We start from the raw sequence: 24,960 nt of genomic DNA, 5'->3' as shown, positions 1-24,960 counted from the left end.
TCTCTGACAACAGATAGTTACCCGTCACTATGCAATTTAATATCCCTACATTGCTCACGCTGTTTCGCGTCATTCTGATCCCATTCTTTGTATTGGTGTTTTATCTGCCATTTACCTGGGCTCCTTTTGTCACTGCGCTTATCTTCTGTATTGCGGCCGTGACCGACTGGTTTGACGGTTTTCTGGCGCGTCGCTGGAACCAGAGTACGCGTTTTGGCGCGTTCCTCGATCCGGTTGCTGACAAGGTGCTGGTGGCCATTGCGATGGTGCTGGTCACGGAGCATTACCACAGCTGGTGGGTGACATTGCCTGCCGCGACGATGATTGCCCGTGAGATTATCATTTCTGCGCTGCGCGAATGGATGGCCGAACTCGGCAAACGCAGCAGCGTGGCGGTCTCCTGGATCGGTAAAGTAAAAACAACGTCGCAAATGGCGGCGCTGGCGTGGCTGCTGTGGCGTCCGAATATTTGGGTTGAGTACGCGGGGATCGCCCTGTTCTTCGTGGCTGCGGTATTGACGCTGTGGTCAATGTTTCAGTATCTGAGCGCCGCGCGCGGGGATTTGCTTGAACAGTGATCGTTTCGCCGCAAATTTCAGCAAACGAACGTGTGCGGCGAAAAATATCATTGACTCATTGCGCCAGGTAAGTAGAATGCAACGCATCGAACGGCGGCACTGATTGCCAGACGATAATGAAATCAAGTGATTAACTTAATCCTTGATGATTGCGGGAATAGCTCAGTTGGTAGAGCACGACCTTGCCAAGGTCGGGGTCGCGAGTTCGAGTCTCGTTTCCCGCTCCAAATTAAAAACACCGGCATTATGCGGGTGTCCGGCTGAAAAGCCTGAAGAATTCGGCGCGTTAGCAAAGCGGTTATGTAGCGGATTGCAAATCCGTCTAGTCCGGTTCGACTCCGGAACGCGCCTCCACTTTCTTCCCGAGCCCGGATGGTGGAATCGGTAGACACAAGGGATTTAAAATCCCTCGGCGTTCGCGCTGTGCGGGTTCAAGTCCCGCTCCGGGTACCATGGGAAAGACAAGAATAATCAAAGCAATAAGCAGTGTCGTGAAACCACCTACGGGTGGTTTTTTTGTGCCTGAAATTCACGTCCTGTGCATATCCTGTGCTCACGGGGTGCAATGAGCTGCAATCTCCAGCCTGGCAATGCCGAATCGAACGTGTCGCCTCCAGCATAGAGAACCAGGCCGCTTTGCCTGTTTTCCGGTACTCTTCCGGGAGAAGGGGGCCCTGCTGAGCAAGCTGTAATGCTCTAGCCACCCTGAGTACAAAGTTGCTTAATTCGTGCAATCACCTCATCTCTGTACTTCTGGTGTCCGCGCATAGCCCTTGGATGGGCAATTCTGAAACAGATTGCATTACCTGTTTTGAACTCCCATAGCTTCCCCGGAATGACTGAAGAAGTCTCATAGCCGCCTAGCTCAGTAAGCACTTGTTTTATGATGTAGTCTGTTCTCTGGGCTCCAGATGCAAAGATGATGAAATTAGGCTCAAGGTGTTTAATTTGTACCGCCAGCAGTTTCAGTGAGGCTAATATGACTTCCTGCACTTCATTTACAGGTCGGGTGAGAGGGGTCAGCCCATCGTAATCCCACGCCAGTAGATTGGCATACACGATAGCCTGAGGAGGAATATTAAGCTCCCGGGCCAGCCGGAAATGATACTGCGTGAAGCGGCTACGTGATTTGAGGTTCGTGGTGCCATCACTTTGTACCGGAAGATGTTTCCTGTAACGATCTAAAGCCTCTTCAACCACCTGCCCGATGGTGACGTCAGGTATAAGTCCCAGCATCCGTGATATCGTATTCTTACCATTCAGCGTATTCCAGCCAGCGGTTTCACGTCCAACCAGCATGATTTTTACCGGTGAGTGCCAGTATTCTTCAAAGGGTACGGGTAAAAATACGCCTGAGTATTTATCCTCATTCAGGTTAAATGACTGGGCGTCAACTTCCTGCAATATCCGTTTGTACGCGTCTAATAGCTTTTCCATTCTTCAATCCTATCCCGTAATAAATACACTTTCAGATATATATTATTTTTATGATATCAATCAGATACATGAGGATAAATATGCAAAAATCCTTCCGATTCACCAATTCATCCATCAAGGCCCTTCCGGCAAACACAGATACCAGATCTACAGAGCTTGAGGTATCTGATACCGAAGTTATTGGCCTCAAATGTCTCTCAGGTCGAACGGGTAACAAACGTTTCCTCCTGCGCTACACATTCCACGGTACCAAAAAAAGTATCAGTATTGGCAGATTCCCTGAAATCGATGTGGGGACAGCCCGTCAGATAGCTCGTCGTCACAAGGAGGCGATTGCACTGGGACATGACCCTAAAGCAGAACGCGATAATTATCGTGCGATGCCAACACTTAGTGAGTTTTTTCACCAGACCTATGTTCCGTTCATCAAACGCCATAAAAAGTCCTGGGATAAGGATGTTCAGCGTTTCACGCAATACATTGAACCTCGTCTGGGGAAGATACGTTACTGCGACCTTCGGGCCCGGGAGATCCAGCAGGTGCTTTTTGACATGCTTGAGGGCCGTATTCACGGCCAGCAGTATGCACCGTCTACCTGTAACAGGGCACTGGCTATTCTGAAAACTATGGGGCGTTATGCGCTACGACAGGATGTCCTGGAGAAGAATGAAGCCGATAAGATCCCTTTGCTAAAGGAGAATAATCAGCGGACGCGCTTTTTTGACGCTGATGAGATCAGGAGAATCCTCGACGCTGCGGCACGATATCCCAATAAGGCTGCTGGGGGACTGATAGCGATGCTGTTGTTAACCGGTACCCGCAAATCAGAAATGCTTAACGTCATGCACAAACATGTTGATCGAGATAACAGGTCCTTGTTCATTCCTTATACAAAGAATGGTCGCAGCCGGACTGTATATCTTAGCGAAGCCGCATTATCAATTATTGATTCGATCCCACGGGTTGGCAGTAATCCCTATCTGTTCGCCATAAAGGACAATGGAAAACCGATATCTGAACCCCGCTGGGCCTATGAAAAAATACTGGCAGAGTGCGGGATAGATAAAAGTGAAGTCTGTTTCCACACCACGCGCCATTCTGTCGCATCATTACTTGTCTCAAGTGGGCAGTACAGTCTGTATGACGTTAAAGCCCAGCTGGCACATGCGAGTATTCAAAGCACGGAGCGCTACGCAAAATTGACACCAGAGCGTATGCGGCAGACCGGACAGGGCGTAACAGACCTTCTTTTGAACACCGTTACTACCGGTAAAGAACAGTGATTTTAGCACCCCTAAAACGTGGAGAATGATTATGCCGTTAAAATGTCCTAAGTGCGGTAGCCGAAACATAGTTACAGAAACAGCCGGAAAGATAGATGCGTTGACTCACGATGATCGGTTCCTGACAACGTCAGCGGGTTATATCAGCCCGGAACAACTGGCGGAATTGCTCAAAGACATCATCAGGGCAATAAAACGTATCTTCGGATTCCTGGAGCAGCGAGAGAGAAATAATGCACCAGTGCTGGTCTGTAAATCGTGTGGATATTATGAGCGGATATAGATGGTCTCTGAAGGAAATTCCAAATTATTTTTCTGTCTGTATAACCCCGATACTTAAAACGTATCGGGGTTTTTGTTTATGAGGATTGTTCAATGAAATTTGTCTCCAACTGGCAAGACCTGCCGTCGCTATTACTTCCCGATTCAGTTATGACTGTCCTGAGAAAAGAGCTGATACTCCCATTTGATGATGAATCTTCCGCAATGAATTTCTGGGGAGAGGTCGGTGTGACATTAATGTACATTGAACCCGGGGATGTTACTGAAGATATTAATCGACACGTATTGGATGTAATTCATCATTTAATTGCAAACCCCGAGTTCGTGGTCCGTCTGACAGATGAATATTACTTGATGCTATCTATTACAGAAGATAACGGAAATGGTATTTATCTGTTGTTTCATCCCAGTTGTTCTCTGGGCGGGATTGGTGCATTAATGCCTATGGCGGAATCCCGTCTATAAATCAGATTAAAATCAGGAGAAGAAAATGAGAAAAGCAAAGTCAGGAAAAAATAATAATGAACACGATGAGCTGGAGTTGAATAATGATTTAGGTGATGTTGAAAAAGGGAGCACTGAAGATGAGCAAATATTACCTGAAGAGAGTTATAAGCTGCTCATTGAATCAGGACAGGCGGAAAAAATTAGTCCTAAAGCCAGTGGTATGCTGACATGGCAACTGGCAATGTCTGAAACGGATAATGAAATTTATCTGCGTCTTCTGGCAAATGGCAGCGGAGGATTGTTCTCTAAGGACTGGATTTCACTTTCTAAAATTGAAAGTGTGCTCGAAGTACAACCAACGACGGGCTTCACATCTGGTGTATTCAGACCGCTGTTTAAAGGGGCTAGTGCCAATAATGCTGGTTTTCTGGCTGCTGTTCTACGCTCGCCAGATATATGCCTGCTGGAGGCGCATCCGGAGAAATTATTTACGCATGTTTTATATGCTGACTGGCGGGTAAGACTGAAAACACTCAGCAAAATTGGTGATCGAGAATAGATCAAGGAGGATTAATTCTTTATCCGTACGTTCATACAACCAGAAACAGCTACTCACCACCATTCATCTTTTTCAGGAATATTCATTATGCAAACCCAGTATGTCTTAATACAGGCAGGATTAACTCTGCCTGTCACCAAATTATTTAAGCAGCACATCGCTACGCTTCTGGCAGAACAATCTCAGCAAACATCGGTAAGGACAGTGGTCATTAATTTTCTTGACCCGGACTACAGTGCAGAATCCGGCGGATTTCATCCGGTTGAAATGCGATTCATCCGTCAGGATAACGAATGGTATTTCGATTATGTCACAGACTTTAGTTACATGGGGCGAGTTTACCCGGAACTGGAAAAAGAAATAGACTTTTGCTGGTCGGGTCATTACGTCTCCCATTATCTGATTGGAGATATTTCATTGGCATCTGAGAAGAATGAACTCTGGTCCCTGTGGGAGAGTAATTTTATGGAATATCTCTCTATGGGGATTTACCGGGTAACGGTAACTGTGGAAAGTTGTTGACCCGTTATGAACAGGAAGAAAGCGGGCGGCTTTGTAATCTTCTGCATGTGGCGTGCATCACAGCATGGGGATGATGTTTATTTTACCGGACTGTTCGCATAAACATGTGCAGACACGGGGGATCTCAGATTCCTCGTGGTTTTTGCCCCCTATGGAGCATTCTCCAGTAGCAGGGTGATAACGGTTAATCCATTACCCCAACGGCAGTATTACACCGGTAAGAAATGTTCATAAATACAGTCAGTTATGTTTATTTTTATGTGGTTTATGTCATGCGTTGGCGATAACTTAAGGTTTCACAGATGTATAAAGCTCGCGGTGAAAGGATCGCAGAAAGGCTGTGCTGGATATTACTTCAACTGTATACCGGTAATACGGTATCGGTTAATGATATATGTCAGCGTTTCGCGGTCAGTCGCCGAACCGGACAGCGTGATTTGTTGAGAGTTGAAACTGTAACGGAAACTATTTCACCTGGAAGGGTAAGGCTGGCAAGTTTGATAAGGGAACGAGTTAGACGAAATTTTTAATCGAATCCATATCAATACTATAAAATATGAAACGTAACGGGAGTTAATATACACTCCCGTTATAATGCAATCTTTTTTATAACTACTCAAGTGATATTAATTTGGGTACGATAGTGTTTTTATGATGTGTTGAATTCGCAAGATTAATAATATCATGAAATGATTTCATGTCGTCGTCAGTGATTTCTACGGCTGGATCAGCTAAATCGGCACAGGTAACATTTAACCAGTGTGTTAATGAATCAATTCTGTTTGAAGTAATATATTCAGTGTGACCAACATCCCACTTCCAGTTGATTATCCGAGCAGGTCTGAATCTCACCTCCCGAACCCCAATTGGTGTTACTGACTCAACGAGAGGGTATATCGTGTTAAGCACTTTATCATGTTCACTGTAGATATTTAAATGCCCCATTTTTGAACCGTAAGCCATTTTCATTATGTTCTCTGTATAACATGTTATTGGGGTGGCTCCGGCCATAGAGATTGTTAAGAGAATATTATCATTCTTAATATAGGGTAATGTATTGTTTATTAATCGAGTCCCTAAAGAATGACCCATTATGATCACATTACGCTTTTCTTCAACGTATATCTCGTTTATTACGCGTGCTAATTTTTCTCTGTTATTAACTGCTGCTTTCGTTGCATTATACCAGGCCTGACGCGCTTTAAATGGGATGGAGATTGATGACAATAAAGGAGATATTCTCAGGGGGAGGAGAGTATATAACCCCCACTTTTTCGCTATGTCAGAACTTAATATGGATAGTAGATTTGCCGATTCCCATTTATAGTATCTGACATCAAGGCCACACCCTTCTTTAATTCGGTTAAACCATGACATATCATTTTCGGTCAGAAACCCTGATACAACAAGAAGAACCGGGCATTTTTTCATGGTAACTCCATTTTTTTAGCTTACAAAAATAGCACTCAATGAAAATTATATTATCCGTGTCATTACGGGGCGTTACTTGGCTGGGTGTAACGTTTCAGTGCGGATTGTATATCTTCAGCAAGTTGTTGACGGATTGAGGCAGGTTGTATTACTTCGACATCCGGTATCCAGTATTTCATTAAAGGCATTATCTGATCTGTGTGTGTTACACGCGATATCACCAGTAAATCGCCAGACCGGGAAGTATGAATTATTTCCTGTCCTGGCAATAGATGACGGTGGGTAAACCACGGAGCAACATGTGCGGAAACTGAAATGAGAACTTCGATAAGGTCTTCGCTATACCAGATACCATCTGTCTTTTCTATTTTTTCATTAATTTCGGGGGTTATCCTGAAAGCGATATTACTCATGCAAACGTCTTTGACAGATGAGATAACAAAGCTTTTTAATGTACTTTCATGGGAGGCAGCGAGATACCACAATCCTTTGTCATTAACCAGCCTGTATGGCTCAACAGCCCGAAACTCTTTATCGTTGTAAATAAAATTTATTTTCTTCTGTGACAGGATGGCGTCGGATAATACATTCAGAATTGACATGAATGATCCGCAGTTTTCGTATGGGCGTTGTTTTATCAGAAACGGATTGTTTTTCGTGTTGCCTAACAAAATACTCAGTAGTCTGTCATCCCAGCGAGGGAACAGCCCTTCAATACCCAGGATGCGCGTAAAATGACGTAAATCAGCATTGCTGCGTTGACCGAGAACACCGTCAGACAGGCGATAGCGACCATTTTGTCGAATCAGACTAAGGTAGGACAGACGCTGAGTAATATCACGACGGATAGTTTTTTCGCAAACGTTAAATTCCTCAGATAACTCCCGGACGGCTAGTGACTCACCATTGTTCAGGCGAGTTAAAATCAATCCAAGTCGATATCCAAGTTTATCGTGCTTACCCATTTGTTTATCCGGTTAATGCCAGCGAAGGGTATATTTTCAGCAAAGCAACGGACAGGATGAGTCCACTTTTACCGCGGTGAAGAAAAAAATTAAATCATTAATTATCAATATATTAAAGCATGACTGACCTTATTGAATAGTATGTGGACTCATACTGTCCATGTGTATTTTTACGTTCAGGGTGATGATTATCATCCTGACCTCTACATGACCTGTTTTTGCTGCATATTTGACCATGCACTTTTGCCATCAAGTCGGAGAGGCAAGGGGACACGTAATATACGAAGGTTGCAGTCTGTGATGAGAGGTTATCAACAATTATAATGGTGATTATTATTTTCATAATGTAGGAGAACATCATTTTAGTTGAAATAACATAAAGGTGATTCTATGTATTTACATATCAGAAAGTATCAACTCGTACATGCGAGATGGCGTGATATTATTGATTTGACAGATTATGAAGAAACAATCAGGCAGGTTGTCAGTACATTATTTGGGAATGATTTTATTGAGGTCAGCGTTGAAACATGTTGTTTTACTCTGACAGTAAACAGTACAAGCAGTAAAATACCACACGGCATACTGGTGAATATGGGGAAAAGGCTAGCGGCTAATCTCCAGAGTATCACCTGTCATGCCATGCGGATCTATCATGTAAATGGCCATCCTGACGCGCGGCAGTTATTTCACTGTTTTGATACCGATTGCCTATGATTAAGCCCCCAACTTCTGTTAAAGGAGTTGGGGGTGATTTAACGGTTATCACACTGGAAGACAGAATGTCGGATATTTACGGGCTATGGTATCAATCAGTGACTTCATTCGCGATGTTACAGAACTAAATTTTATTTGGGGTATTTTTGCTCTTACCGCATTTTTTACATCAGACACCGTTACTGAATAACCTTCTGACGTCAGCCATTCAGCAACCTCTTTACAGGAATAACTTTTTTTATCTTTCAGCATCAGCCCCCATTGGCACTGAGTCAGCGCCCGGAGAAATAGTCTGACTAAAATATCATCACTACGTTTGCTTCCGACTTTTAGTTTCATATCAGAAAACACCGTCCGGCAATAGAGAAAATCACACCAGTCATCCCAGTCAGCCAGGGTCTTCAGTGTATGAGTTTGCCGCCAGTCGTCGAAAAGGGAGCGTTGCTGCAGAGCCTCTTCCATATTATCCCACGGGCGGGAAGACATCAGTAAATGCCCTTCATTCATGGCGGGCTGTACGGGTTGGCGTTTGAAATCGAATTCCAGATTAAGACGGATATCCTGTTCACGGGATATCAGATCGCTTTCCGACAGCCACATCTCACGCGTTGATATCAACGTACTTCGGGATAACGTCTGACCGGGTAAACGATTAAGGTAAAGATCTACCATATAGTCGTTATAGTCACTGCGTGGAATATCGGCAGGAGGTTTAACGCCAGCCCTGGCATGAACAACCGGTTTTCCCTGAATAGCTCTATAGGTTAACTGCCCCCGGGTTTTCATGGCGATAAGCTGGCTGACCTCATGCTTACATGTCAACATTGATGAACCCGGATCAACAATATCGCACAGCGACTGGAAGCGGGAAGACAGTGGACCGCTCATGTTTATCTTGTTAAGTGGGCAATTTGTCAAAAAGCCATCGGTTGTGACGCTGACAACCGATGAATCAGAAGGCAAAGTATTCATGAGTTCCCCGACAACGGCGCGGATAAATCCCGTCACATGCGCAGCAAAGAATGGCTGAGTAACCGATGATGGTGGGAGGGATCTGTTTAATCCACGGGCAGTATCAAAGGCGGTTTTGGCGCGAAGACCCTGAGCAAGTTTGCCATAAAGCGAGTTGCCAATTTCTTTCCAGAATTTCTCCTCCAGAGAACCTTTAATATGGCGATTACGGTTCTCACGGACCTGTTGAACAAAGGGAAGAAACACCGATGTTGATTCGCAGTTATGTGCTGAGGTGGCACAGATCCAGGGGACGATGATCCCATTATGGATCGTCATATCTGCCCCGAGCGACAGAGCAAGTTCGATTTCAGGTGCCGTTGCCCATGATTCGCCACTTAATGGAAAGAATAACCCATATTGATCGGTCCGAACCGGCAGGCTGGGATAGGGAACTGATTCCGGGAACCGAAATGTGACAAGCGCAAATCCCATCACATGCCCACAGTAATCGTCCGGATTTTTACTGAGGCGGATGTTCCCGTAATCGGGTGTGAGGATATCTAATAGCCCGGTGGTATACGCTCCAGCCAGATCGTAGTCATACCAGTGATCTGACGGTGTAACCCCCATCATAAAACACTCATTGCGTCCGCCGTGGTAACAGTTGATCGGGAACGTTTCAAACAACTCTCTTGAAGGAACGCTGGCGGGGTTTTTAATCGTCCGGAATGCCTGTTTCTCCGTGAGCCAGAGTTCACGGGTTTTAATGTGTGTCCCAAGGCAGACTTCAGGAGACATATTGTTTTCTTTAAGTGTTTTGGTGAACCGTGAAACTGCCATCGCCCCGATGGTGGCGGGGACACGATCAATCATCAGCTCCCGGACGCAAAAATTGCGTACCTGTAAAGCATAACGAACCGCAATCTCGGCATCCCGCAGAGCATAGGCTTCAAACCCTGCTCTGTCGCCCAGAAGATATTCACGCATATTGGTTATGGAATAAGGTGCAGGAATGGTGAGTTTGGAAAGTCCCAGTAATTCACCACATTCAGCCAGACCCATACCCCCGGGAGTGATAAGCAGTGTATCGATGAAAGCTACGTTACTGCAACGCGGAGGGGAAGTTCGTTTGTCAAACATTATCTGTTCAGTCTTTACGCGACGTTCCTGCTGTTCATCGAAATCGATGCCGTAACGATTTTTGAAGCTGCTGACAGTACCGCGTATTCCTTTCAGAAGAATTTTGTAGTCTGACCAGAAATTGGTAAAGGAGGTGATATCCGCACGAATGAAATGCGCATATATATTAATTGTACCAGGCCATTCTGTAATCACACCCGTTTCAAGAAGTGGAGCAATCGTTTGAAAGAGAAAATCCTTAAAAGACAGTCGGGATTTTTTCTGTGAGTCAGGTGGATAGATAATGTTCGATATACCAGTGTTATCGGGTAAGACGACATAACTCTGATATGACAGAATATCATTCTGTCGTGTTTCAGGGTTGAAAACATATTCGGTATCAAAACCGATATGGAGCGTCAGGTCGCTTGAAATCACAGACACGTTTTTTGATGCAGGTGGCATCACAGGATAATCATCAAGTGTTTTAGGTCTTTTAAGATTGAGCGCTGGCTCTGAAGTCACGGACTGATACCCCGAGGCGGCAGCGAGGATATCCTGCAAATTATGGCTCATAGTTAACTCCGAAAAAATGCCGGGAGCTGTGTCCCGGCATAAAGAATCAAGATTTAATAACATTTACTACAGATTTGAAAATATCGGTTTTGTGTGATTCATCATCTGCATGGATAAATGAAACGAGGTTCCTGCCTGCTTTAATCAGGATGCCACGTTGCGTCTTTTCCACAGATGGGGTGACGCGTGCAGATAACAGACAATTTTCATGTAACTGAAGAAACTTTTTTGAGGCGTAGCCGCCATGCAGTCGGGCTTTAATTTCATTATACATATCATCAAGAGAACCTGGTTCTCCTGATTCACTCAATACCGGATAGCCCTTCTTATCAAAAAGGCTGAGGATAGATTTACCATCATGTTCGAACAAGGTAACACCGTATATGTGTTTCATTCGAAAGGCGAGGGCGTCGGTGGTGTAGATCTCCTCCTGACGACTGAAATTTTTGAGACGCTTGTCTAATTCATTAAAAACAGCACGAGCAGTAGCAGTGTCCTGCAGGGTGTAGGTGTGTAGTATAAAGCCATCTGTACCGATGAGCTTTACTAAGTTGCCCATAATCGTGATAGCGAAAACTAATAAAAAGGTTAGATACTTTTCATCGTTGTCTACAGCTGTGTTTGCTGCTTCAGGAAGAATATTCAGTGCATTATTAGCATTATTTGCTGTGTTCTTAGTAACCATTTATATCACCTTTAAGTTTGTTTTGACGATGTGCATTTTCCCACTCAACAATATCGTCAAGAGAGAATCGTATAGCCCGCCCAATTCTGATGAAGGGCGGGAGTTTTCCTGGGTTGCGCGATATATCTGACGCAACCGTGGATGCGGAAAGATTAAATCTTTCCGCAAACTGCTTAATGGTTAAATACATAAACCTCCGGTTTCAGAGAAGAAGAAGCCACGCGGATTTAATATCAATCCACATTCTGTGATGACTTAATGCAGGGCCCTGCAGAAGCATGCAATGACAATACCGTCCTTAAACGAGTGTTGCATCAATCACGAATCACAGATCATAGGTTCATTTTTTCGTGTCATAACTTTCTATGACCTGAGAAACCACTGCGTGCGATGTCGCTGCATTGTGAAAAGCGTAGCGACGGGTCGCCGTGAGTGAATGGTGATTTAGCAGATGGGAAGCGATTGCAATATCCCCGGTCGCCTGTAGTACCCGTGTGGCAAAGGTACGGCGCAGGTCATGCATCCGCAGGTTATCAATGTTGGCATCCCGACAAATACGGGCAAAGGTTGCACGCGGATATGCCAGAGGGCGGGCATTGTCGGTTAGTTGTGGAAAAATGTAAGTTTTGCTGAGCATCAGGTCTTGCTGGCACTGGACAACTGCAATGGCTGGAGGTGCAAGTGGGCAGGTGAAAGGGTGTCCGGACTTTGTATCAGGCAGTATGAGTTGATGCATATCCGGGTGCCAGTACTCCCATTTCAGGGTACATACCTCTCCAATACGCATCCCGGTATAAAGAGCAAGCAATATAGAATCAGCTGCCGGTGTTTGCAGCGCTGTTGCCGCGTCAATAAAGCGCGGGATTTCTGTCGCTGATAGTGTGCGATAGCGAATGTTATTTTCTTTCAGATAGCGGACATGTGTCATCGGGGAATGTGTGATCCATCCAGCACGTACTGCCAGAGAGCATATTTTGGACAATATTGCGAGGATACGGTTTACTGTTGACGGACGTAATTTTTCCCGTAAGCCAGCAGCATATTGTTCTATTTCCCCTGCCGTGATGTCGCGAAGCTGCCGCTTGCCCCAGAACGGGCGAACGTAAAGGTTGAGTTTTGAAAGCTCTGATTGAGGACTCTTTTTATACAACTGCAAATCCGGTAGCCACAAATCATTGATGGCCTGTTCAATAGTATATCTACGGGACTGAACAGCAAGGCGATTTTTATCGGCAAGCAGGTTCATCACATGCTGACGGGCATCCTCAATGCAGAGATGAGGGAATTCACCCAGTGTTTCATATATACGTTGATTGTTGATGGTGGCGCGAAAGGCCAGCGTGATTCGTTTTGGATATACCAGTGCACGCAGGTTTTGGTACTGAATATCACGGTATTCCTGACAACCCGTGAGGGGATGGGGAAGTTGGTGAAGTGATTTGTTGCTGAAACGCAGATCCAGAATAGGCATCGTATTTCTCCTGTAAATGACACTGGAAAAATACGATGTGAGGTTATAGTCTGCCAGTTACAGCTTTCACAGTTCATCAGGTGAAAAAACGCAGATTCTGATATAATGGCAACACGATGCCATGCTGCCATAATATTAATGAATTACGACTTCACGACTTTACTCGTTATTTTTTCGAAATAAACCTCATTCTTAAGAAGAGTTATATTATTAGTTTGAACACCCAGACCACTGGACGTTGACTGGAAGTTCAGTGAACCACTTATCACTGTGGACTTTCCTGATAAAAAGGAAATCAACTCCTTGGAAGATGGTGCCCACTCAGGGTTTAAGAGTAATGCAATGTAGATATATGTCTTACGAAGCAATTGTTCGATATCTTTTTTATGCCCCGTAGTGTTTTGCTTATCTTTAATGCAAATTGATTTGATTATGAACTCATCAGGGCTGGTTAAAGGCGTTTTAAACTTATTCAGTGATCCATCGTTATGAATGACTTCATAAGGCAGCATAGATAAAATGACCAATGCAATCATTTTAGGATGATAGAGGTAATCCTCCTGAATGATCTTCTCGGCTTTCATTTTATTGATAGTCGTTTGGATAAATACAAAGAGATATTCACTGCAAAAATAGCAAAACACAAGCCAGGATAGATCAATGGCTGGAATGTTAATATCCTTAGGTAGTTTGTTTAGCCAGTATTCAGACTTCAAAAAAGTTCTGATTTCTGCAGTGTATGTACATATTTTTGCGCTGAAATCAAGCATTGCTACTTGACCTGATTGTTCCGTAACTGCGGGGTCTATAAATGTTAAAGTATTGCACATTTTATCCAGCGTGTTTAGAAAACAAGAAAGGAGTTCGGCATTATTATTACCATTAACCGTAGATGAAAGTTCAGTTTCAATAAATGCATCCAGTTGTCTACAGATTTTTTTCGGAATGACATTTTTACGGGATTGCCGTGCATAGAAATATACAGCCAGTAGATAAAAATCAGCACATTCCTTTTTTAACCATTTTTTTAACACAGGAATGTGCTGAAAGAAATTAATATGGTTAGCGGTAGCTGCTGATGGTGATAGTACATGGAGAATGTCTACAGCAGGTTTCATTTGCAATGTTTGATTGGGATCGGTAATCGTCATTAGATCTAGTAATGACTGTTCAGAATATAATTTAGACAGGTGATCAATGTCTTTTTGGTACTGATGAAGTATGGTTAAATTCCCTGGTGCACGGGTTATATTGTTTTTCATTTTCTCGAACATTGTTTATCCTCATTTGAATTAATACATGGGTTGATAACGAAACATACTGTGTTAGCGAGGAAATCCTAAATCGTGAGTGGCAGAGGGCGCAAGCTTGATTCTGCCTGGACATATACCATAAATAAAAGCTAGTTATCTGTAGTTGGAATGATTATAGGTGTTTAAAATCAATGTGTTATAATCATTATTTGCGAATAATAACCGATTAATTTTTATGGTCAAAATATGAACAATTTGAGATTTGATGGTTTTTAAATTCAATACGAGTTATCCCTGATGAGCGGTATTAATAACAGAATGATACATGCGAGCAGCACACAATCCTGTATTATTGATGATGCCTATACAAGGCTGAAACTTGAAGTCGTATGTTGCCAGGAGGATTAATGTCCACAAGGCCCAGATTGAATGATTTCTCACATGTTAAAGTTGAAACTCATTAACTATATGAGAGGCTGAAATTTATTCAGTCTCTAATTTGTATTTTATCGTTTTAAAGTTAAAAGGAAATAAATAATGCCTTCCGCCGATGAATCAATGTGCTGACTTCCCTCAAATCAGCCTCAATACTACCAACATCACCAAAGACTTCACCTCTAATCTCACTTCGATTTTTCATGAAATTGGTGCTTAATAAGCTTTCTTTTTTTAATGCCATTAATTTTGGTTTTATATCGTTATAGAAGTGCTTATGGCTTACCCTGATGTTATGAATCGAGTAGTAAACTGTTTTATACATCAAAAATATGAGTAACTGGCCGAGGAGATACTCTTTCTCAATGTATTTATATTGAGAGGATTTCTCGCGTTTTGCCAGATAGAAAACATGAGGTGCGATGATGGTGGGGATAAAATCCAGTGCTGGAGAGGTTATGGTTTTTTCTGTTTCTCTTCCGGATTGAAGATGTTGAAGTACAAAGTATACAATGCTTAATATTATGGCATTGCTTATATTATTGATTTCAGTCGGGTAAATATTCAGGTTGCTTATCAATTCTGAAAGGCAAAGTAAAACACCAGTGATGTTAGGTTTTCTGCCAGAGATTGTGGTGCTGTTGAAAATGTGACGATTCTTACGGCTTATATTGACAAATTTATGAGTGCAGAACTCTATATGTTCGACGATTTTGTCTTGGCTATTTTTAATGTATCTAGAGATGTTTGTAATCCGGCTATTCAACGTTAGTTCATCAAGCAATATATCATTTTTAATACTGCGAATTTCATCGCAATGTTCACATTGAGAAACTATCTCATGTAATACATAACTCGAAGTATTGCGTGGCGATGCTGATATGTAATCTAAAATGGAATGCTCGACTTTGATCTTTTGTTTGTATTTTTTAATGCACTGTTTAATTGTTTTTTGTAGGGTGTTTGAGATGTGTTTTTTATATTCTTTTAGAAAGTCCGGCTCTAAAAAATGTGAGGAGAAGATTAACTGCTGGCGAGATAATTTAATCTCAGGCTTGATCAATTTAATCCGGAAAACTCTTCCCTCCAACTCATAGCTGAACATGGAAGATAAGTCATAGTGGGGTGATAAATGTTCGAGTAACGAGATTCGTGTATTCACTAGCCGCTTGAATTTATGGTCAGCATACATGAGTGTTTTTTTTATTTGCTCATCGTAAAGTGGGCCGATAACGCAATTAGCAATACTCATACTATCCGGAGACCTCCAGTCAACAAGGGAATCACATTGACGGCCACCATTACAATCAAAGGGCATCAACGTTGCCGATTATGGATCATGTCAGCTTCACACACCAGAACGGGTGATATATGGATCATCATTACCCCAACGGCAGTTTTACACCATGGCTAATATGGATGCTATCTTACTAAGATAATTGGTTTTTAGCGAGTGACGAGCCAGGTTGTGTCAGTCTGTCTCATGTCGATATTACGGGGATGATGCAAACGTGAATGCTGCGATATTGGCGTGTCAGGGGAGGCATCTTACGGTATCATTTACCGCAATTTTTAAGATGCAAAGCCCTGCATCGCTAGCTTTTTCTTTAGACCAGGATGATTCATGAACGACAAAATCAGTCAGGACACGATCAACAAAGCCCTGTGGGCCGCGTGTGATACGTTCCGTGGCACCATCAGTGCTGATACCTATAAAGACTTTATCCTTACCATGCTGTTCCTCAAGTACATTTCAGATGTCTGGCAGGATCACTATGATGATTATAAAGAACAGTATGGTGATGCGCCGGAGCTGATTGAAGCCATGATGGCGAATGAGCGCTTCGTGTTGCCGAAAAGCGCCAGTTTTTACGCACTTTATGAGCGCCGTCATGAGCCGGGTAACGGTGAGCGTATCGATCAGGCGCTGCATGCAATCGAAGAAGCCAACGGCACCAAACTGAAAGATGCTGGGAAAAGTGTGTTCCAGGATATTTCGTTTAACACTGACCGTCTGGGTGAAGAAAAACAGAAGAACACCATCCTGCGTCAGCTGCTGGAAGACTTTGCCGGTGAAGATCTCAACCTGAAGCCGAGCCGTGTCGGTACGCTGGACGTCATTGGTAATGCCTATGAATATCTGATCAAAAACTTTGCTGCCAGCGGTGGACAGAAGGCCGGTGAGTTCTATACCCCTCCGGAGGTCTCGGACCTGATTGCTGAACTACTTGATCCGCAACCGGGTGACACCATCTGTGACCCTGCCTGTGGTTCTGGCTCGTTGTTAATGAAGTGTGGGCGTAAGATTGTCTCCGGGCATGACAGCCGTAACTATGCTTTGTTCGGTCAGGAAGCGATTGGCTCCACGTGGTCGCTGGCGAAAATGAATATGTTCCTGCACGGGGAAGACAACCATAAAATCGAGTGGGGTGATACCATTCGTAACCCGAAGCTGCTCGATAAAAATGGCGACCTGATGCTGTTTGATATCGTGACCGCTAACCCACCGTTTAGCCTCGATAAGTGGGGCCATGACGAGGCCGAGAACGATAAGTTTGGCCGTTTTCGTCGCGGTGTACCGCCGAAGACTAAAGGAGATTACGCCTTTATCTCGCATATGATCGAAACCCTTAAACCGGGAACGGGTCGGATGGGCGTGGTGGTGCCACACGGTGTGCTGTTCCGTGGTTCCAGCGAAGGTAAAATTCGCCAGAAGCTGGTTGATGAAAATCTGCTGGATGCCGTCATTGGCCTGCCGGAAAAACTGTTCTACGGTACAGGTATTCCTGCTGCGATTCTGATTTTCAAAAAACAGAAAGTGGATGACAAGGTGCTGTTTATCGACGCCAGCCGTGAATTTAAGGCGGGCAAAAACCAGAACCAGCTCAGCGCAGAAAATATCCAGAAGATCGTTAACACCTATCGCGATGGCGATAACGTCGAGAAATACGCCTATCTTGCGAGCCTGAAGGAAATTCAGGACAACGATTACAACCTTAATATTCCACGTTATGTTGATACTTTCGAGGAAGAAGACGAGATTGATTTACTGGCCGTGCGTGCTGAACGTGAGCAACTGAAGGTGGAACTGGCGAATCTGGAAACGGAGATGGCGGGTTATCTGAAGGAGTTGGGTTATGGTGCCTAAGGGGTGGACGCTTCTCCAAGTGTCAGATATTTGTAAGTTACAAAATGGTAATAGTTTCAAGCCACATGAGTGGGATACACAAGGTCTCCCTATCATTCGAATTCAAAATTTGAATGGAAGCGATAATTATAACTATTTTTCAGGTGTTCCTCAGGATAAATGGTTGGTTGAACCAGGGCAGTTACTATTTTCCTGGGCAGGTACAAAAGGTGTATCCTTCGGTCCTTTCATTTGGAATGGGCCAAAAGGTGTTTTGAATCAGCATATCTACAAGGTATTTGCAAATGAAAATGTTCATGGACACTGGCTGTATTTAGCTTTATTGCATATAACTCAAAAAATTGAAGCGCAGGCTCATGGTTTCAAATCAACATTATTACATGTTCAAAAAAAAGACATTGATAATCAATTTGTGCTTACCCCGCCTGTTGCTGAACAAAAGAAAATAGCCCAAATCCTATCAACCTGGGATAAGGCGATTTCGGTGACGGAAAAGTTTCTTGCCAACAGTCAGCAGCAGAAAAAAGCTCTGATGCAGCAATTGCTTACCGGGAAGAAACGCTTGCTGGATGATAATGGTACAAGGTTTTCTGAAATTTGGGGATTGTATGCCTTATCGAAATTATTTCAGAGAGTTACGACCAAAAACAATGGAAAGAGCACTAATGTTGTAACCATTTCTGGACAACATGGTTTGATTAAGCAGGAGGATTTTTTCAAGAAAACAGTGGCATCAGATACCCTTGATGGGTATTTCTTATTAAAAAAAGGACAGTTTGCATATAATAAAAGTTACTCTAATGGTTATCCGATGGGCGCAATAAAACGATTAAATCGATACCCAGAGGGAGTAGTAACAACTCTGTATATATGTTTTGAACTTTCTACACCCAAAGAATCATTCGGTGACTATTGGGAGCATTATTTTGAGTCAGGCCTTTTGAATAACAGTTTGTCTCAAATCGCTCATGAAGGTGGTCGGGCTCATGGCTTGTTAAATGTAAAACCTTCGGACTTTTTTTCATTAAAAGTTCCGGTTCCTGGCTTTGAAGAACAACAAAAGATCGCCGCCGTCTTGTCCGCTGCTGACGCCGAAATCTCTACGCTGGAGAAAAAACTCGCCTGCCTGAAAGACGAGAAAAAAGCCCTGATGCAGCAGTTGCTGACCGGCAAACGTCGTGTCTCCGTGCCAGTAAAAGTGGAAGAAAAAGAATCTGTTAGCGCTTAATGTGAAGGACAAGGAAAGCCAATGAACCAGACGTACACGCCAAAATTCCAGGAAGAATACAGCGCCAAAATCCCGGCGCTGACGCTACTGTCCAGCCTAGGTTGGACGTTTATACCCCCGAAACAGATTATGGATTACCGGGGCTATAAACAGGATGAGGTAATACTGCGTCCGGTTCTCCGTGAGGAGTTGTCGAAGCGTTCCTTTATGGCGGGTGGTAAAGTCTGCCAGTTATCGGGAAAAGCGCTGGATAACCTGATATCACAGGTCTGTTCACCGGCACTGAATGAAGGGTTGCTGAAAGCCAATGAGCGGATGTACAACCATCTGCTCTACGGTATTGCCGTCACCGAGTTTGTCGATGGCAAGAAGGTGAACCCTACCATTGCGCTGATTGACTGGGAACACCCGGGAAATAACCAGTTCCATTTTACTGAAGAGTTTACGGTATTGCGATCAGGCGGTGTCGAAACCCGCAGACCGGATATTGTCTGTTTTGTTAATGGTATTCCGCTGGCTGTCATTGAAGCGAAAAGCCCTGCAGGTCACGGTAAGAAAGGGCCAACCATTGACGAAGGGATATCCCAGAGTATCCGCAACCAGCTCAACGATGAAATCCCGCAGTTGTTTGCCTACAGCCAGTTATTGCTGTCGATTAACGGGCATGACGGGCGTTACGGTACCTGCCATACGCCAATGAAATTCTGGGCGGCATGGCGTGAAGAAGATATTACTGACGCGCAGATGTATGCTCTGCGTAACCGTCATTTATCGACTGAACAAATTGATGCGTTGTTTGAGCATCGCCCGGCAGGCGATCTCAACTGGTATCAGCAGTTAATCGCCGCTGGTGAACTGGCCGTCAGCGGGCAGGATAAACTGCTTATCAGCCTGCTGTCGCCGGAACGTCTGCTGGAAATGACCCGCTTCTTCACCCTGTTTGATAAAAAGACCGGGAAGATAGTCGCTCGCTATCAGCAGGTGTTCGGCATTAAAAGACTGCTGGAACGCATCAGTACTCGTAGGCCGGATGGGGGCAGGGAAGGTGGGGTGATCTGGCATACCACGGGGTCAGGTAAATCGTATACCATGGTGTTCCTCAGCAAGGCGCTGATTCTTCATGACAGCCTGAAGCAGTGTCGTATTGTGGTGGTGACGGACCGTGTGGACCTTGAAGGGCAGCTCAGCGGCACTTTTGCCTCAGGTGGCGAACTGGCCGGGAAGGATGATAAGGCCAAAGCGATGGCGACCTCAGGTCAGAAACTGGCACAGCAGATTGGCTCTGGTAAAGAACGTATAATCTTTACCCTTATCCAGAAATTTAACTCAGCGACAAAATTGCCTGAATGCGTCAATACCAGCCCCGATATCATCGTACTGATTGATGAAGGACACCGTAGCCAGGGTGGTGAGAACCATGTGCGAATGAAACTGGCACTGCCGAACGCCGCCTTTGTGGCATTTACTGGTACGCCATTGCTAAAAGAAGATAAGACCACCAATAAATTCGGGCCGATTGTCCACGCTTATACCATGCAGCGAGCGGTAGAAGATAAAGCCGTTACACCTTTGCTGTATGAAGAACGTATTCCTGACCTTGAGGTTAACGATCGGGCAATAGATGCCTGGTTTGACCGTATTACCGATGGATTAAGCGAAGCGCAAAAAGCCGACCTTAAACGTAAATATGCCCGTAAAGGTGAGGTCTACAGTGCAGATGACCGCATCCGACTTATCGCACTCGATATTGCCACACACTTCTCGAAAAATATTGATGAGGGGCTGAAAGGGCAACTTGCCTGCGACAGCAAAATCTCCGCCATCAAATATAAAAAGTATCTTGATGAAGCTGGGTTGTTTGAGTCAGCTGTAGTTATCAGCCCGCCGGATACCCGCGAAGGGAATACCGAGGTGGATGAAAGCAAACTGCCGGAAGTGACGAAATGGTGGAAGGATAATGTCGGCACGCAGGAGGAGTCTGTGTATACCCGCAATATCATCAGTCGTTTCGATACCGATGATAAACTTAAATTGCTGATTGTCGTCGATAAACTGCTCACCGGGTTTGATGAACCGAAAAATACCGTGCTGTATATCGACAAACCGCTTAAATCCCATAATCTTATCCAGGCGATTGCCCGGGTAAACCGACTGCATCCACTGAAAAAGTTTGGCCTGCTGATTGATTATCGCGGCATTCTTGCTGAACTGGACACGACGATCGGTAAATATCAGGATCTCGCCTCCCGAACGCAGGGAGGATACGACATCAAGGATATTGACGGGCTGTACAGCGCGATGAGTTCTGAATACAAGCGGCTGCCGCATCTGTATACCCAGCTGTGGGCCATATTTGCCGGTGTCAAAAACAAGAATGATACTGAGCAATTACGTGCAGTACTGGTGCCAAAAATGGAAGAACGTGACGGAGAGATGGTCGATATCCATCAGAAAACCCGTGATGATTTCTTCGAGGCGTTAACGGCCTTTGCCGGGTGTCTGAAAATAGCACTACAGTCCGCCACCTTCTTCACCGACAAGAGTTTTACGGAACAAGACCGAAATCTCTATAAAGAAACCGTAAAACAGATGTCCAGCCTTCGCCAGTGGGCGATGCAGGTAAGTGGAGAGCAGGTCAATTATGACGACTACGCTGAGCAGGTGAAAAAACTGCTGGATAAGCATGTCACCGGCGTTGAGGTTCGTGAACCGGATGGTGTGTATGAAGTCGGTAAAATGGGCAAGAGCGAAAAGCCCGAAGAGTGGGACAACAATAAAACCCGCAATGAAACCGACATCATTAAAACCCGTGTGACGAAGATGATTGAGCAGGAGTTGCGTGATGACCCGTATGCTCAGGAGGCTTTTTCAAAACTCCTGCGTATTGCTATCGAAGAGGCCGAAAAACTATTCGACCACCCACTGAAACAGTATCTCTTATTCCGTGAGTTTGAAGAAAAAGTTGAAGCCCGTAAGCTCAGCGATATCCCGGATGCACTGGCGGTAAACAAGCATGCTCAGGCGTATTACGGTGTATTTAAAAAAGAGCTACCGGAGGTTTTTGCGATTAACGACATTCAGGTGCAGGAGAAGTGGACGAAGCTGGCTTTTGAATTGGACAGTATCATCGTGAAAGCAGTGGAAGAAAACTCCCTGAACCCTCAGGATATCGAGAAAGCAGTCAAGACAAATCTCTTACCGCTGCTGTTTACGGCCTGCCGGGAAATAGGTGCCGGAATGAACCAGGTAAACCGTATTGTGGAAACTATCATCCAGATACTGCGCGTTGGTTTAATGAAATCATGAGTGAAAAAGAGTCGCCAGCAATGAAAGCAATACGCATTGTCTATGGTGATGAGGTCATCGTCGTACAGTGTGTTTCGCGTCAGGTCGTTAAGGGCAGGGTGCTCATCAAGGTGCATCCGGACTGTCGTGTTGTTGCCTCTGTACCACCAGAAACACCTGAGCGCGAGGTGTTGTCTGCGCTGAAAAAACGAGGGCGCTGGATATATCAGCAACTGCGTGATTTCAGGGAGCAACAGACGCACATTGTTCCGCGTCAGTATGTCAGCGGAGAAAGTCATTATTATCTCGGTAAACAATATCAGTTGAAAGTGACAGAAGACGCTAATGTACCGCAACAAGTGAAAATGTTGCGTGGGCGTCTGGAAGTGACTGTCAGACACAAATCGGCTGAAAAAGTTAAAGCATTGCTGGCTGAATGGTATCGGGATCGTGCCAGAGATGTCTTTCAGCGCAGGCTAGATTTACTGATACCGCAGACCCTTTGGGTTAATGAGCGTCCGCCGATACGTTTGCGGGCGATGCAAACGCAATGGGGTAACTGTTCTGCAAAAGGCTGTCTGACCTTAAATCCGTGGTTGGTGAAAGCGTCCTCAGAATGCATCGATTATGTCTTGTTGCATGAGTTATGCCATGTGGCTGAGCACAACCACAGCGAGGAGTTTTACCGTCTGATGGGGCAGGTTATGCCGGGCTGGGAAAAGGTTAAGAAGCGACTGGATGGTATGGCTGGGATGTTGTTGGCGGATATGTGATTTTGGGGCTGATTTTCATTTAGAAACTAACCGGGGAAGTTATGTATTCGCTATCGAAGTATGTTTTTTATACCACTCTGATTCTTTATGTCCTGACATTACTAACTGTCAGCTATGTTGGTGTCTATTTAACTTATGTGGCTATTCCGGTGATTGTTGTTTCTGGATTATTAATGAAACTTCTCGGTAAAAGAAAGAGTAAATCAGGAGAAGTATCAAATGTTGTAGCCAGGGTGCTCAATGATACAAATGTCGGGCTGGAACGTTTTAATGAAGGCATGCACTGGTTCAATGAGAAAAACAGAATCATAAATGAAAAAACAAAACCTCTTAACGAACAAATTCATGCAATAAGAATGAAAATGATTGAGCCGGAGGTAAAGTTAAAATATGAAAGTGACCCTGAAAAAAGAAAAACACTTAATGCTTTAATTGAAAGTATGGAAAAAGATATCAGGATTATAGAATCCCAGAAAGATGAAATTAAAATGGCGATAGAGATAGATATTGCCCGCAAGAGGATTAATGAATAATGTTTGAGTTTTCTGCATGGATATTGATTAACAGTGACAGTTTTCAATAACTAAAATATCAAACAAATGGCATAGTAAACATGATTGTTAAAGGGAGGTTGAATTGCATTCTGAAGCGTTGGCTATCGAATTTATTGAACAACTGAAAGGCATCTCGGTTGAGGATGATGTTGAATTCAATTTTTTTGAATTGGGAGGTTCCGGATATCTCGAAAACCCAACAACGGATTTGATGGCTTTGTTTATGGGAGCCCAGAAAATGGTGCCGCCATGGTTGCTAAAAGCATTGTTATGTTGCCTGGATGATTCCCTCGATGTTGATGAAATTGATTTCACCTCTCTGGAATTAATGAGAGAGGCCAGAACAGAGGATGGGAAATATCTTGATATTCTTATCAGACATGATGAATTCATCATAGGTATTGAGCATAAAGTTTTGGCTGATACATATAATCCTTTTCCCAGCTATGTAAGTCTCATTGATAGTTACGGCGGCAACAATCAAAATCTATTTCGCTGTATATTAAAGCCTGACGGTAACAGTGCTAAAGGCGTAGACGGTTGGCAACTGATCAATTATTCACTGCTGCTGGAAACCGCCATTCGACGTCTGGGGTTGGAGATGATGAATCAAGAGTTCAGCAAGTGGACTGTTTTTTATCAGGAGTTTTTAAGTCATCTTAAAAAATTGAGTGAGGTTAGTATGGATAAGGTATCTGATAAAAATGTGGAGTTTGTCACTGAAAATTTCTCAGCTTTGATAAAATCGGTTCAACTGCTGGAAATGTACCAAAATGCTATCACCGAGGAAGCTAAATCGGTTGTCTCAGAGGTATTGCCTGATATTCATATTGCAACAGGTATTAATAACTGGAAGGGTTACTATAAAGCAATTCATCTGATGCCGGGATGCTGGGGGCAAGGTAAAACAGGAATTACGTTAGTTTATCGCCCTTCAGAGGATGGACGAGATGAAGCTGAGTTCTACGTATATGGATGGATACATTCAGATGATTACCCTGAAGTTAATGCACTAAAAGAAGAAATAAGAGTTGCTTTAAGTGCTGGAGATTTCATTCCAACAGCTAGCCCTGAGGACTATGAAGTATCAATTACTGGGAAGGGGAAAGTGCTTGAACTGAGTTTTTGGGGGAATACGAGAAGCAAAAAAGATGCACTGGTTCTTCTTAAGGATATGACTAAGTGGATGGACTCAAAAATAAGAACATAAAGTAATATGACTGAGTGATGACGATTTTTTTAAATTGTGGATTATTAG

The 24,960-nt window shown here is 44.0% G+C and carries 20 protein-coding genes and 3 tRNA genes; 14 read left to right on the top strand and 9 right to left on the bottom strand.

What is annotated here, in order from left to right:
• Positions 1 to 29 precede the first annotated feature (29 nt).
• The 4 genes from pgsA (at position 30) to C3432_RS01435 (ending at position 1,031) form a co-directional block, all read left to right on the top strand.
• Positions 30 to 578: a CDP-diacylglycerol--glycerol-3-phosphate 3-phosphatidyltransferase gene (gene pgsA / locus C3432_RS01450; RefSeq protein WP_103774922.1), complete on the top strand. Its 549-nt coding sequence runs from the start codon at positions 30 to 32 to the stop codon at positions 576 to 578.
• 151 nt (positions 579 to 729) lie between these two features.
• Positions 730 to 805: transfer RNA gene (locus C3432_RS01445), tRNA-Gly, on the top strand.
• 53 nt (positions 806 to 858) lie between these two features.
• Positions 859 to 932, top strand: a tRNA-Cys gene (locus tag C3432_RS01440).
• A 12-nt stretch (positions 933 to 944) separates the two neighbouring features.
• Positions 945 to 1,031: transfer RNA gene (locus C3432_RS01435), tRNA-Leu, on the top strand.
• A gap of 243 nt (positions 1,032 to 1,274) precedes the next feature.
• Here C3432_RS01435 and C3432_RS01425 read toward each other — a convergent pair.
• Positions 1,275 to 2,015, bottom strand: coding sequence for a hypothetical protein (locus C3432_RS01425; RefSeq protein WP_103774920.1), 741 nt, complete (start codon positions 2,013 to 2,015; stop codon positions 1,275 to 1,277).
• 80 nt (positions 2,016 to 2,095) lie between these two features.
• Between C3432_RS01425 and C3432_RS01420 the strand changes: the two genes are divergently transcribed.
• The 4 genes from C3432_RS01420 (at position 2,096) to C3432_RS01400 (ending at position 5,108) form a co-directional block, all read left to right on the top strand.
• The gene (locus C3432_RS01420) at positions 2,096 to 3,298 is read left to right on the top strand and encodes a site-specific integrase (RefSeq protein WP_103774919.1); all 1,203 of its coding nucleotides are present in this window, start codon (positions 2,096 to 2,098) and stop codon (positions 3,296 to 3,298) included.
• Between the two features lie 375 nt (positions 3,299 to 3,673).
• A complete protein-coding gene (locus C3432_RS01410; protein WP_258041579.1) occupies positions 3,674 to 4,045 on the top strand; it encodes a hypothetical protein in 372 nt (123 codons plus the stop codon).
• 25 nt (positions 4,046 to 4,070) lie between these two features.
• Positions 4,071 to 4,586 (top strand): hypothetical protein, encoded by a 516-nt coding sequence (locus C3432_RS01405; RefSeq protein WP_045889625.1) that lies wholly within the window; start codon positions 4,071 to 4,073, stop codon positions 4,584 to 4,586.
• 87 nt (positions 4,587 to 4,673) lie between these two features.
• The gene (locus tag C3432_RS01400; protein WP_103774917.1) at positions 4,674 to 5,108 is read left to right on the top strand and encodes a DUF2787 family protein; all 435 of its coding nucleotides are present in this window, start codon (positions 4,674 to 4,676) and stop codon (positions 5,106 to 5,108) included.
• Between the two features lie 612 nt (positions 5,109 to 5,720).
• Here the strand turns inward: C3432_RS01400 and C3432_RS01395 are convergent.
• From C3432_RS01395 to C3432_RS01360, 8 genes are all read right to left on the bottom strand, one after another.
• The gene (locus tag C3432_RS01395) at positions 5,721 to 6,539 is read right to left on the bottom strand and encodes a DUF726 domain-containing protein (protein ID WP_103774916.1); all 819 of its coding nucleotides are present in this window, start codon (positions 6,537 to 6,539) and stop codon (positions 5,721 to 5,723) included.
• Between the two features lie 62 nt (positions 6,540 to 6,601).
• Positions 6,602 to 7,504 carry a helix-turn-helix transcriptional regulator gene (locus C3432_RS01390; RefSeq protein ID WP_103774915.1) on the bottom strand — a complete coding sequence of 301 codons (903 nt, stop codon included), beginning with the start codon at positions 7,502 to 7,504 and terminating at the stop codon, positions 6,602 to 6,604.
• Between the two features lie 765 nt (positions 7,505 to 8,269).
• Positions 8,270 to 10,870, bottom strand: coding sequence for a hypothetical protein (locus tag C3432_RS01385; RefSeq protein WP_103774914.1), 2,601 nt, complete (start codon positions 10,868 to 10,870; stop codon positions 8,270 to 8,272).
• Between the two features lie 46 nt (positions 10,871 to 10,916).
• Entirely contained in the window at positions 10,917 to 11,555 is a 639-nt protein-coding gene (locus tag C3432_RS01380; protein ID WP_103774913.1) for a hypothetical protein, read from the bottom strand.
• Positions 11,545 to 11,745: a helix-turn-helix transcriptional regulator gene (locus tag C3432_RS01375; RefSeq protein WP_000281555.1), complete on the bottom strand. Its 201-nt coding sequence runs from the start codon at positions 11,743 to 11,745 to the stop codon at positions 11,545 to 11,547. The genes C3432_RS01380 and C3432_RS01375 overlap by 11 nt, the downstream gene beginning before the upstream one ends.
• A gap of 150 nt (positions 11,746 to 11,895) precedes the next feature.
• Complete coding sequence (locus tag C3432_RS01370; RefSeq protein WP_103774912.1) at positions 11,896 to 13,026, bottom strand: tyrosine-type recombinase/integrase; 1,131 nt, start codon at positions 13,024 to 13,026, stop codon at positions 11,896 to 11,898.
• Positions 13,027 to 13,169: 143 nt separating this feature from the next.
• Complete coding sequence (locus C3432_RS01365) at positions 13,170 to 14,300, bottom strand: hypothetical protein (RefSeq protein WP_103774911.1); 1,131 nt, start codon at positions 14,298 to 14,300, stop codon at positions 13,170 to 13,172.
• Between the two features lie 499 nt (positions 14,301 to 14,799).
• Positions 14,800 to 16,032: a hypothetical protein gene (locus tag C3432_RS01360; protein ID WP_308457663.1), complete on the bottom strand. Its 1,233-nt coding sequence runs from the start codon at positions 16,030 to 16,032 to the stop codon at positions 14,800 to 14,802.
• Positions 16,033 to 16,338: 306 nt separating this feature from the next.
• Between C3432_RS01360 and C3432_RS01355 the strand changes: the two genes are divergently transcribed.
• The 6 genes from C3432_RS01355 (at position 16,339) to C3432_RS01330 (ending at position 24,912) form a co-directional block, all read left to right on the top strand.
• Positions 16,339 to 17,862, top strand: coding sequence for a type I restriction-modification system subunit M (locus C3432_RS01355; RefSeq protein ID WP_103774909.1), 1,524 nt, complete (start codon positions 16,339 to 16,341; stop codon positions 17,860 to 17,862).
• A complete protein-coding gene (locus C3432_RS01350; protein WP_103774908.1) occupies positions 17,852 to 19,090 on the top strand; it encodes a restriction endonuclease subunit S in 1,239 nt (412 codons plus the stop codon). The genes C3432_RS01355 and C3432_RS01350 overlap by 11 nt, the downstream gene beginning before the upstream one ends.
• A 21-nt stretch (positions 19,091 to 19,111) precedes the next feature.
• Positions 19,112 to 22,396, top strand: coding sequence for a type I restriction endonuclease subunit R (locus C3432_RS01345; protein ID WP_103774907.1), 3,285 nt, complete (start codon positions 19,112 to 19,114; stop codon positions 22,394 to 22,396).
• Positions 22,393 to 23,148: a M48 family metallopeptidase gene (locus tag C3432_RS01340; RefSeq protein WP_103774906.1), complete on the top strand. Its 756-nt coding sequence runs from the start codon at positions 22,393 to 22,395 to the stop codon at positions 23,146 to 23,148. Before C3432_RS01345 ends, C3432_RS01340 begins: the two co-directional genes overlap by 4 nt.
• Before the next feature lie 41 nt (positions 23,149 to 23,189).
• The gene (locus C3432_RS01335) at positions 23,190 to 23,681 is read left to right on the top strand and encodes a hypothetical protein (protein WP_071698775.1); all 492 of its coding nucleotides are present in this window, start codon (positions 23,190 to 23,192) and stop codon (positions 23,679 to 23,681) included.
• Positions 23,682 to 23,784: 103 nt separating this feature from the next.
• Complete coding sequence (locus C3432_RS01330) at positions 23,785 to 24,912, top strand: PD-(D/E)XK nuclease family protein (protein ID WP_101827225.1); 1,128 nt, start codon at positions 23,785 to 23,787, stop codon at positions 24,910 to 24,912.
• Positions 24,913 to 24,960: the final 48 nt, after the last annotated feature.

Source organism: Citrobacter amalonaticus, assembly GCF_002918555.1.
In the GTDB taxonomy this organism is placed as follows: Bacteria; Pseudomonadota; Gammaproteobacteria; order Enterobacterales; family Enterobacteriaceae; genus Citrobacter_C; species Citrobacter_C amalonaticus_A.
Note: the sequence above shows the minus strand (reverse complement) of the source record. Positions and strands in the feature narration are given on the sequence as shown.

Coding starts and splice junctions, on each gene's coding strand:
- C3432_RS01405 (WP_045889625.1), top strand. CDS start 4,071: ATGAGAAAAGCAAAGTCAGGAAAAAATAATAATGAACACGATGAGCTG.
- C3432_RS01390 (WP_103774915.1), bottom strand. CDS start 7,504: ATGGGTAAGCACGATAAACTTGGATATCGACTTGGATTGATTTTAACT.
- C3432_RS01340 (WP_103774906.1), top strand. CDS start 22,393: ATGAGTGAAAAAGAGTCGCCAGCAATGAAAGCAATACGCATTGTCTAT.
- C3432_RS01385 (WP_103774914.1), bottom strand. CDS start 10,870: ATGAGCCATAATTTGCAGGATATCCTCGCTGCCGCCTCGGGGTATCAG.
- pgsA (WP_103774922.1), top strand. CDS start 30: ATGCAATTTAATATCCCTACATTGCTCACGCTGTTTCGCGTCATTCTG.
- C3432_RS01395 (WP_103774916.1), bottom strand. CDS start 6,539: ATGAAAAAATGCCCGGTTCTTCTTGTTGTATCAGGGTTTCTGACCGAA.
- C3432_RS01425 (WP_103774920.1), bottom strand. CDS start 2,015: ATGGAAAAGCTATTAGACGCGTACAAACGGATATTGCAGGAAGTTGAC.
- C3432_RS01365 (WP_103774911.1), bottom strand. CDS start 14,300: ATGTTCGAGAAAATGAAAAACAATATAACCCGTGCACCAGGGAATTTA.
- C3432_RS01370 (WP_103774912.1), bottom strand. CDS start 13,026: ATGCCTATTCTGGATCTGCGTTTCAGCAACAAATCACTTCACCAACTT.
- C3432_RS01375 (WP_000281555.1), bottom strand. CDS start 11,745: ATGTATTTAACCATTAAGCAGTTTGCGGAAAGATTTAATCTTTCCGCA.
- C3432_RS01380 (WP_103774913.1), bottom strand. CDS start 11,555: ATGGTTACTAAGAACACAGCAAATAATGCTAATAATGCACTGAATATT.
- C3432_RS01400 (WP_103774917.1), top strand. CDS start 4,674: ATGCAAACCCAGTATGTCTTAATACAGGCAGGATTAACTCTGCCTGTC.
- C3432_RS01335 (WP_071698775.1), top strand. CDS start 23,190: ATGTATTCGCTATCGAAGTATGTTTTTTATACCACTCTGATTCTTTAT.
- C3432_RS01350 (WP_103774908.1), top strand. CDS start 17,852: ATGGTGCCTAAGGGGTGGACGCTTCTCCAAGTGTCAGATATTTGTAAG.
- C3432_RS01420 (WP_103774919.1), top strand. CDS start 2,096: ATGCAAAAATCCTTCCGATTCACCAATTCATCCATCAAGGCCCTTCCG.
- C3432_RS01410 (WP_258041579.1), top strand. CDS start 3,674: ATGAAATTTGTCTCCAACTGGCAAGACCTGCCGTCGCTATTACTTCCC.
- C3432_RS01345 (WP_103774907.1), top strand. CDS start 19,112: ATGAACCAGACGTACACGCCAAAATTCCAGGAAGAATACAGCGCCAAA.
- C3432_RS01360 (WP_308457663.1), bottom strand. CDS start 16,032: ATGCCCTTTGATTGTAATGGTGGCCGTCAATGTGATTCCCTTGTTGAC.
- C3432_RS01355 (WP_103774909.1), top strand. CDS start 16,339: ATGAACGACAAAATCAGTCAGGACACGATCAACAAAGCCCTGTGGGCC.